7 protein-coding genes and 2 pseudogenes are annotated in these 8,707 nt (G+C 68.0%); 5 read left to right on the top strand and 4 right to left on the bottom strand.

What is annotated here, in order from left to right; genetic code table 11:
* A pseudogene (locus VD972_RS09235) lies at positions 1 to 553 on the top strand (SAM-dependent methyltransferase); the annotation flags it as partial.
* An 11-nt stretch (positions 554 to 564) separates the two neighbouring features.
* Here the strand turns inward: VD972_RS09235 and VD972_RS09230 are convergent.
* Positions 565 to 699, bottom strand: coding sequence for a hypothetical protein (locus VD972_RS09230; RefSeq protein WP_324984026.1), 135 nt, complete (start codon positions 697 to 699; stop codon positions 565 to 567).
* A gap of 235 nt (positions 700 to 934) precedes the next feature.
* On the opposite strand from VD972_RS09230, the gene VD972_RS09225 reads away from it, so the two are divergent.
* Both VD972_RS09225 and VD972_RS09220 read left to right on the top strand, forming a co-directional pair.
* A complete protein-coding gene (locus VD972_RS09225; RefSeq protein ID WP_324984024.1) occupies positions 935 to 1,540 on the top strand; it encodes a hypothetical protein in 606 nt (201 codons plus the stop codon).
* Positions 1,541 to 1,542: 2 nt separating this feature from the next.
* Positions 1,543 to 2,493 carry a site-2 protease family protein gene (locus VD972_RS09220; protein ID WP_324984021.1) on the top strand — a complete coding sequence of 317 codons (951 nt, stop codon included), beginning with the start codon at positions 1,543 to 1,545 and terminating at the stop codon, positions 2,491 to 2,493.
* Here VD972_RS09220 and VD972_RS09215 read toward each other — a convergent pair.
* Positions 2,418 to 2,627 (bottom strand): annotated as a pseudogene (locus VD972_RS09215) (hypothetical protein); the annotation flags it as partial. The gene VD972_RS09220 and the pseudogene VD972_RS09215 sit on opposite strands and share 76 nt — an antisense overlap.
* Positions 2,628 to 2,859: 232 nt before the next feature.
* Positions 2,860 to 3,432 (bottom strand): hypothetical protein, encoded by a 573-nt coding sequence (locus VD972_RS09210; RefSeq protein WP_324984016.1) that lies wholly within the window; start codon positions 3,430 to 3,432, stop codon positions 2,860 to 2,862.
* Between the two features lie 233 nt (positions 3,433 to 3,665).
* Here VD972_RS09210 and VD972_RS09205 point away from each other — a divergent pair, with 233 nt between their 5' ends.
* The gene (locus VD972_RS09205) at positions 3,666 to 5,168 is read left to right on the top strand and encodes a putative metal-binding motif-containing protein (protein WP_324984013.1); all 1,503 of its coding nucleotides are present in this window, start codon (positions 3,666 to 3,668) and stop codon (positions 5,166 to 5,168) included.
* A 795-nt stretch (positions 5,169 to 5,963) separates the two neighbouring features.
* Positions 5,964 to 6,611 (top strand): PilZ domain-containing protein, encoded by a 648-nt coding sequence (locus VD972_RS09200; RefSeq protein WP_324984009.1) that lies wholly within the window; start codon positions 5,964 to 5,966, stop codon positions 6,609 to 6,611.
* A 28-nt stretch (positions 6,612 to 6,639) separates the two neighbouring features.
* Here VD972_RS09200 and VD972_RS09195 read toward each other — a convergent pair.
* Positions 6,640 to 8,707, bottom strand: a 2,068-nt coding sequence (locus VD972_RS09195) for an SDR family oxidoreductase (protein WP_324984006.1), incomplete at its 5' end; no start/stop codon positions are given.

Here is an 8,707-nt window from a genome sequence, read left to right as displayed (position 1 = left end):
CTTCGAGCCTGAAAGCTTCGACATGATCATTTCGCGCTTCGGCGTCATGTTCTTCGACGACTCCGTCCGGGCCTTTGCGAACCTGAGGCGTGCCTCAGAGGACGACGCCGAATTGCGGTTCATCGCCTGGCGGAGTCCTTCGGAGAATCCGTTCATGACGACGGCCGAGCGCGCCGCGGCACCGCTCCTGCCGAACATCCCTGCCCGCCGGCCGGACGCGCCGGGGCAGTTCGCCTTCGCGGACCAGCGCCGAGTCTACCGCATTCTGGAGGAAAGCGGCTGGGCCGAGATCGACATCCGGCCGATCGATGTTGCCTGCACCCTGCCCGAGAAGGAGTTGGTCCGTTACCTGACGCGGTTCGGTCCTCTCGGCCAGATCCTTCACGAGGCGGATGAGCGGACTCGCACCCAGGTCATCGAAACGGTCCGCGCCGCTTTTGATCCCTATGTGCACGGAGCGGAAGTCCACTTTACCGCTGCCTGCTGGAGGGTCGGCGCCAGAGCGCCATCTGCGCCAGCCGCGCCGAAGGATGAGCCTGCCTCGATTGAGTAACTGGGGCAGTCTCAGGGCATGGTCACCACCTGCGAGACCTGCGAGGGCAAGCGCTTCACCGAGGAGGTGCTGCGGTACCAGCTGCGCGGAAGATCGATCTCGGATGTGTACGAGATGCCGGTGAGCGAGGCGGTGGTCTTCTTCACCGAGGCGGCCCCTGGCGCTCAAGGGGGCGAAGGGGAGTTTGACGGGGGCGGCGCTGGCGGCGAGGGGATGATGCCACTTCCGGCCGCCCTTCCAGCCCGGCCCTCGAACGACGCTCCCCAAGGGTCCGGGGGGACATGCGGCCCCATTGGGTCAAGCCGCTCACGGAGGCGAGCAGCCAGTAGGCGAGCAGGCGAGCTACCGGGATCGCGGGGACTTGCCCTATGGTCTGGCGCCATGTCCGAACCCGAAGCCGTCCCGCCTTCTCAGCCCGAAGCCGCCGTCGCCGGTGCCGCCTGTTCGCTCTGCCAGAATCCGATGGCAGCCGGAGCGGGGACGATCATCAATGGCAATTCCATCTGCGACAGCTGTGCTGAGCAGGTCCAGGCGGAGCTCGCGGCGGAGCAACAGACAGGCGCACGGTTTCCCATTGCGCTCGCGGGCGGTGCGGTAGGTGCGCTGGTGGGCGCGGTCATCTGGGCCGCCATCGTGGTCGCGACCAACTACGAGATTGGCTACGTCGCGGTGCTCGTCGGCTACCTGGCGGGCTTGGGGGTGAAGCTCGGCGCGGGCAAGGGTCGTGGCCGGACGCTGCAGATTGCGGCGGCGGGCATCGCGGTGTTCGGGCTTGTCATAGCGAAGTACTTCATCCTCGCGCACTTCGTCGTCAGCGCCCCGAGCGGAGAGGAGCTGGGCCTGGGCTACTTCAGTCCCAGCCTGTTCATTCTCTTTCTGCAGAACATTGACAGCTCGCTGAGCGCGTTTGATCTGCTCTGGATCGCGTTCGCGCTGATGACGGCGTGGCGGATTCCGGCGCCTTCCAAGATTGAGGTCGGGCAGTAGCCATGTCGGCGCTGGAACGGCTGCGTCAGCTCGAGGCGAAGAAGCAGGCCCAGGCGGCGGCGGCTGCCGCGACGGCTTCGGGCGCGACGGCGGACGCCGCCGCGGCGCCTTCGAAGAATCGGGGTCCGGTCATCGGCGGCCTGGTGGCTGCGGGACTGATCGTGTGGAAGCTGAAGTCGCTGCTGTTCTTAGCGAAGTTCGCCAAGTTCGCGACCACCGGCTTCACGATGATCCTGATGGCGGTGGTCTACGCACAGTTCTACGGCGCGGGCTTCGCGGTCGGGCTGGTGCTGCTGATCCTCATTCACGAGCTTGGCCACGGGTACGCGGCGAAGCGGGTGGGTCTGGACGTTGGCGCCCCGGTGTTCATCCCGTTCTTCGGTGCCTTCATCGCGCTCAAGGAGAAGCCGAAGTCCACCTGGCAGGACTTTGTCATCGGCGCTGGTGGGCCCATCTTCGGCTCGTTGGGTGGAGTCGCGTGCGTCGCCGCGTCGTTCTTCTTCACGGAGTACTGGAGTGGACTGCTCCTCGCGGTCGGATACTTCGCGTTGATGATGAACCTGTTCAACCTCATCCCGTTCTGGCAGCTCGATGGGAGCCGGATGATGGGGCCGGTGTCGATCAATCTCGCGACCGTCGGGACGGTGCTGCTGCTGGCGGTGGTCGGCGTCGGCACGGTCCGCGCGGCGCACGTGAACCCCTTCGCGCTCGGTGTCGTGGGGGTGTCGGCGTGGAAGGTGGGAACGCGGTGGTGGGAAGCCCGGCAGGCGAAGCAGCGGCTGTCCGCGCTGGAGCAGCTCAACAGCTTGACCGCGGCGCAGCGGGCGATCTCCGATGATGGCGTGACGCAGTCGCAGCGGGTCATCGCGGCTTCGGTCTACTTCGGTCTCGCGGCGCTGCTCATCATTGCGATGCACGAGTTGCCGGCGCTGCTTCCGCAGATTCCGCGTTGAGCGGGCGCGCTGCGGGCGGGGTTGCCTCGGCGACATGTTGAGACTTCCGCGATCAGCAGCGGCAACACTCCGCCGCCTCCGACGATGTTGACGATCTGCGAGATCGACCCGCGGCATACGCCGCCCACGACGGGATGAGCAGGGGCTGGTGTTCTACGCCAACCTGTGGCGACGAGTGGGTGCGGCGGCGCCACCCCCTTCACACGAGCCCCCGAGTCGTTGGGCCGTGTGGGGCAGTATGATCGATCCCATCGGAGGCGGCTCATGCGAACACTGGCCAGCGACCGCTTCACCACCCATAACGGGGGTGTACCAGCTGGAGCCCATCGTGCTCCCACGGTCGAAGTAGAGTGTGCGGAGGCACTTTCAGTCCGCACCGACGGTGAGCGAGTACTTCTCACACGCCTGGGCTGGAGAGAGCCGGCGCACGCGGATGGAGAGCCCGAGACTGTCGGTGGACGTGTCGTCACAGTTGGCGCTCAAGGTGAGCTGTGGCGGAATGTCGCCCGCCGAGGGAGCCGTCAGGCAGGCCTCCCCGGAAAGCTCTGGGTCCGTCACTTCCGTTCCCACGCCGCACACCATCGCCGTCATCGGACCGAACAGGCATCGCGCCCACACAGTCGCTTCGTAGCCGTGTGAGACGATGACGTAGACATTCGGGTCACCGTCCGAGCCCCTGTCCTGAACGGTCGTCTTGAACCAGTCGACGTCGGCTTCCGTGTGGGCCGTGAGCTCGGTGCGCTGTGACTTCGGAGGATCCGAGGGAGCACTGGGCGTGGAATCCGCGACATCCCCCAGCCGTGCCGCCCCCACGAAGTCGTCGTTCTGCTCGAGCGAGTCCGGGGTGCATGGCGGTTCTTCCTCTGGGGGCTCCTCCGGTTCCGGGATGCACCCACTGAACCACGCCAGCATGAGAATGCAAGAGAGGTGGGTCTTCATCGGATGGAGTCTACGACACCGGGCACCCCTTCTCACCCGTAGCGCGGTCGCGCTCGCGGGAGGTGTGGGGGCAGGCGGCGGGTATTGGCGTACGTGAAGCGTCCTCTCCTTCTTCGGCTCCTCCACCGTCGCGGCCAAGGACGGGCTCTCCGGCCCCGGCTCCGCCCCCGCTTGAGGGAGATCCGACGCCCCCCGTCCTTCAGGGCTTCATGGCGCTGGGATAGAGTTGGGCCATGCGTCAACTGTGGGTACCGTGGCTGCTGCTGCTGCTCGTGGCCTGTCGTGACAAGGCACCGGCGGAAGGGGCCCTCCAGGTCTCGGTGCTCTACGGCTCGTATACCCCCGGCTGCGTGCGCGTCATCGCCCGGGACGGCCAGGGCCACGAGGGCAGCAAGGACATTCCCCGGAGCCGCTTCCAGCCGAGAGACACCCGGCAGCTGCTCGTGGCGGTGTTTCGCAAGCCGGACTGGGGGCGGGAGCTGGCGGTGGAGGTGTCCTCCCATGAGAGCACCTCGGGAGAGGAGTGCGCGGGCCCCCCGGTGGAGGTGCGCGCTTCGTCCGAGCCCGTCCCCATCCCCGAGGGGGACTTCGCCCGCCTCGAGCTGACGCTCCAGGCGAAGGACGGGGACGGGGATACCTTCATCAAGAAGGAGGACGGAGTGGCGGGCACGGACTGCGATGATGGGCGGAACGAGGTGCACCCGGGAGCCACCGAGCTGTGCAGCGTGAACGTGGACTACGACTGCAACGGGATCCAGGGCTGCCAGGACTCGACGTGCCAGGACAAGGACTGTGACGATGGCAGTGCCTGCACCACGGGCGATCGCTGCCAGGGCGCGGGGGCTTCGGCGGTGTGCACAGGGCAGGAGGTGCAGTGCACGCAGCCCACCGGAGCCTGCCTCAGGGGCGCCCAGTGCGATCCAGGCACGGGCCAGTGCGCCAATCTCGAGGAGGAGCCGGGGACGTCCTGTGACGACGGCAATCCGTGCACCCTGAACGATCAGTGCGGGCCGCAGGCGCAATGCGCTGGCGCGCCCAGAGCCTGCGACACGCCGCCCTCCGCGTGCCACGAGAGTACGGGCACCTGCAACACGGTCAGCGGCCTTTGCAGCCATGCCTTCAAGGCGGCCTCCGCGAGCTGTGACGACGCCGTGGCCTGCACGGTGAATGACGTGTGCAACGGCGCGGGAGGGTGCCAGGGAACGCAGACTCCGTGCACGGCCTCCAGCGTCTGCAAGCGGGTGACGGGAGGCTGCGCGGCGCAGAGCACCTGCACCGAGGAGCCGGACCCCGCCATGGTGAACATGGCGTGCATGATCGATCCGAGCCGGGCGGGCGTGTGCCGGACGCAGGACGGGGTGTGCAGCACCTTCCCCTACGTCCCGAGCAACTTCAACCCGGACACCGTTCCCTTGGCCAACATCGGCACGCTGACCACGACGTGCGTCGTCACCTTCGACTCGGGGGACATGAGCTGGACGCCCCCGTCATGTGCCACCCAGCCGCCGCAGCCGGTGGTGGTGATGGCTCAGGACGGCACGGAGATGGTGCTGCTGGCCATGTCGAGCCTGAGCCTGGGCGCGGATCTCACCCTCCGGGGTACCCGGCCGGTGATCCTCGCGGTGTATGGCGATGCCACGCTCAACCACAGCATCCTCGCCCATGGCACCCTCGTGGCGGGAGAGCCGGTGCCAGGGGCAGGAGGCAATCAGGACTGCGCTACCGGAGAGGCGTGAATGGGAGCCTCTCGAGCAGTGCGGGAGGAGGAGGAGGAGGGGCGGGAGGCGGAACCGCGGGCGCGGCGGGCAACAGCGGGATGGGCGCCAGCGGAGTGGGAGGCGCCGGCGGTGGGGCGGGGAACCCGGGTGGCGAAGGTTTCGTTCCTCTGGTGGGAGGCTGTCCGGGAGGAAGCGGAGGAGGGGGGGCCGCCGAGGCTGGCAAGGCCGGCGCGGGCGGAGGCGCCGTCCAGCTCTCGGTGGCGCGCACCCTCACGGTGAACCAATGGATCACGGCCAGCGGGGGTGGTGGGGGAGGGGCGCGCGGCAGCACCGCCAATGGCGGCCATGCGGGCGGTGGGGGCGGAGGCGGAAGTGGGGGGAGGGTTCTGCTGGAAGCCAACAGGCTGACCTTGGCTGCCACCACCCGCCTCACCGCGAATGGGGGAGGAGGTGGAGAGGGAGCGGGATACGTGGACGCCACCAGCCAGAGTACGGGCAGGAACGGTGTGGACGGTGCCCCCTCCTCCGCGGCGCCGGCAGCGGGTGGCAGCTTGGACTCTTTCTCGGGCGGAGACGGTGGCGCGGGGGGAGCCGCAGCGGTTGCACCTGTCATGGGCGTGATAGGTGCCTCCTTTACCGGCTCCAAGGGAGGCGGAGGCGGAGGTGGAGGTGCCGTGGGCCATATCCGCCTGAGGGCCTTGGAGGCCTGCTTCATCAACGGTGCCGTCATCAGCCCCACCACGAACACGGTGTGTCCGCTCTAGCCCAGTAGCCGACGTTGAACGGATCGCAAGCCACGCCAATAATCGGGCCATGACCGACGAATCCCACACGTCGCTCGAGGTTCGGTACGCCTCCCGCCGCACCTTGTTGTCCGCATCGAAGACCGAGCGCGGAACGCTGACGCTCTTCGTGCCGACCTCACACGTGGTCTCTCAAGGCACAAGCGTGCAGATCACGATCACCTTCGGAGACGTCGATGATCGTTTTGAACTCCAAGGACTCGCGCTGACCCGAACGCAGGCGATAGGCCGCGATGGCGTGGGCGGATTTATCGCGAGCTTCCTCGGAGACCACAAGCGCCGTGCTGCGGAGATGATTGCGTTCTGCGCGCGGCGTCCGCTGTCCATGGGCACGGCCTCGCGTGAGCGCCTCGTCATCCGCAAGAGCTGCCAGCTCAAGCTGGCGAATCAGCAAGTACCCGGGGAGCTGCGGGACTTGTCGCAGACGGGCGCGTTCGTCGTGGGCCGGAAGCTCGGGAAGATCAAAGTGGGCGAGCCGGTGTGGCTGAAGGTGGCCGGCGGCCTGTTCGACATGGGCGGGACCTGGCTCGAGGCGCGGGTGATCTGGCAGGGCAAGAAGGGTGAAGAGCAGGGCTTGGGCCTGCGCTTCACGGGCAATGAAGCGCGGCAGGCCTCGGCCATTCAACGCCTCTTGGATCGCTCCGCCGCCGAGCGCTGAACCCGATGCGAGCGGAGGGCGGCCTGGCTCAGGAGCCCGCAGCCCGGAGCGCCTCAGTCGGGTACCGCTCCCTCGCGTCCACGGAGACAAGGGGGAACAGCGCGTGCAGCCGAAGCCAGGTGCTCAGCACCCGCTCGAGGAAGCGCTGATGCCGGAAGCGGTGGGGCACGGTGTAGGCGGCGAAGCGGTTGATCAACAGGTCTCCCAGCGACGCCCGGAACCCGAGCTCCCATGACTCGGGGTCCACGCGGCGCCCGGTCTCACGCTCCAGCATGAGGCGGTGCAGCTCCAGGTAGTGCCTCACCTCGTCCAGGGAGGCTCGCGCGCCCAGCGTGAAGCAGAGCAGCTCGGCGAGATCGTGCTGCGGAACGCCCACGGTGGCCAGCTCCCAGTCATAGGCGCAGAGCCGGAGATCCGCACCCTCGCGGCGCAAGGCGAGGTTGCGCGGGTTGAAGTCGTTGTGGATGAGCGTCCCCGGGAGCTGCTCCAGGGGCTCCCACCAATGCTCGAGCTCCTCGAGGAGCCGGTGGTGGATCGCCGGCAAGAGGGCGCCACCGGCGAGGGTGAAGCACTCGCGGCTGGTGTGCTCCAGCGCGCTCCAGAGCTCTGTCGCGTGCACCATCTCCTCCGTGGTGGCGGGCCGCGGCAGGGTGAGTCCCTCCCAGCCGCCTCCGTCGTAGCCGATGGCGTGGATCCGGGCGATGCCGCGAATCGCCGCTTCGAGCTGTGGCCTGCCCCACGCGCCCTCCATGTCGGAGCTGTCGATCAGCTCCAGAGGCTGGAGGTCCTCGAGCACGAGCATCCACCGCGAAGCCGCATCGTCTCGGTGGGCCGCGAGACACGTGGGGACATGGCGAACGAAGCGCGGGTCGCGCTGCGTGTAGAGCTCCATCTCCCGGGTGTGGGAGCCTGCGAAGCCGAGCAGCCCGGGGAAGCGCGCGAACGCCTGGCCAAGCCTGGGATCACACTGGTGTGCAACGTGCGTGGCCACGTCGATGACCTCCGCGTCCGAGGGTTTGACCTTGACCACCACCGGGAGCGTGCCGCCTTCGTGCCGGAGTTGATAGCGGAAGAGCCCCAGCCCAGGCGAGTGCCTCCAGGCGGTCAGCTCGGTGGTAATGCCGTGCTCTCCCAGCCGTTCCACCTGCCGCGCCTCGAGGAGTCGCGTCTTCGGAGAGGCCTTGCGCAGCGCTCGCTCGAGCAGCTCGGGCTCGATGCGTGTCCGCATGTCCTGCCGCTCGTGCTCGCGGCTCCGATGGACGGCGGGCAGGTGTCCCTGCTCGATGAACGAGGCGAAGTATCGATCCAGGAGGTGGGCATCGAGCGGAGGACAGGGCACGTCCCACCCCACCAGGGCCTGGTGAGTCAGCCGGGAGGTGATGCGGTTGCGCCGCCTCGTCTCATAGAGCTCGGGCAGCGTGAGCCCACCCGTCTCCTTCAGCCGCCGGAGGAAGAACGACCGCAGGGAATAGAGCGCGTGCGCGGGGCTTGCGGCCTCCTGCTGGAGCTGCAGCAGCCACTCGCTGTAGGGGGTGAGGCGGACCGGGTAGCCGAAGAGGCTCATCCACAGCACGCACTCGCGCCAGTGCCGGACGCGCGGCGGCATGGGGTGGAGCACCGCGAACCCGCTCGGGTCCCGGGAGGCCACCTCGAGGATCATCCGGCTCACGTAGTCGACGGGGCAGGAGTCGATCTCCCAGTCCATGTCCGGCGCGCTGCCCATCTGCACGCATCCCTTGATGAGCAAGGCGAGGAAGTCATCGGTGGCGCAGTGGCCCGTGATGCTGCTGCCGAACAGGAAGGGCGGGCGGTAGATGCGCACCGGCAGCCCTCGGTTGGCCGCCGCGCGGACGAGGTGCTCGGCGACGCACTTGGTCTGGGCATAGCCCAGGTGCAGGCCGGGGAGCTCCGGGAGCATGTCCTCCAGCTCGAGCACCTGCCGAGGCGCTCGCAAGGTGGAGTGGCACACGAGCTGAGAGGAGACGAAGTGGAACGGCTTGCACCGGTGTCGCGAGGCCAGCGCCAGCAGTGTGCGCGTGCCGAGCACGTTCTGCTCTCGGAGCGCGGAGTAGGGGAAGACCCAGTTGACCGCGGCG

Origin of the sequence: Hyalangium sp. (assembly GCF_035629615.1) — a bacterium.
In the GTDB taxonomy this organism is placed as follows: Bacteria; Myxococcota; Myxococcia; order Myxococcales; family Myxococcaceae; genus Hyalangium.
Note: the sequence above shows the minus strand (reverse complement) of the source record. Positions and strands in the feature narration are given on the sequence as shown.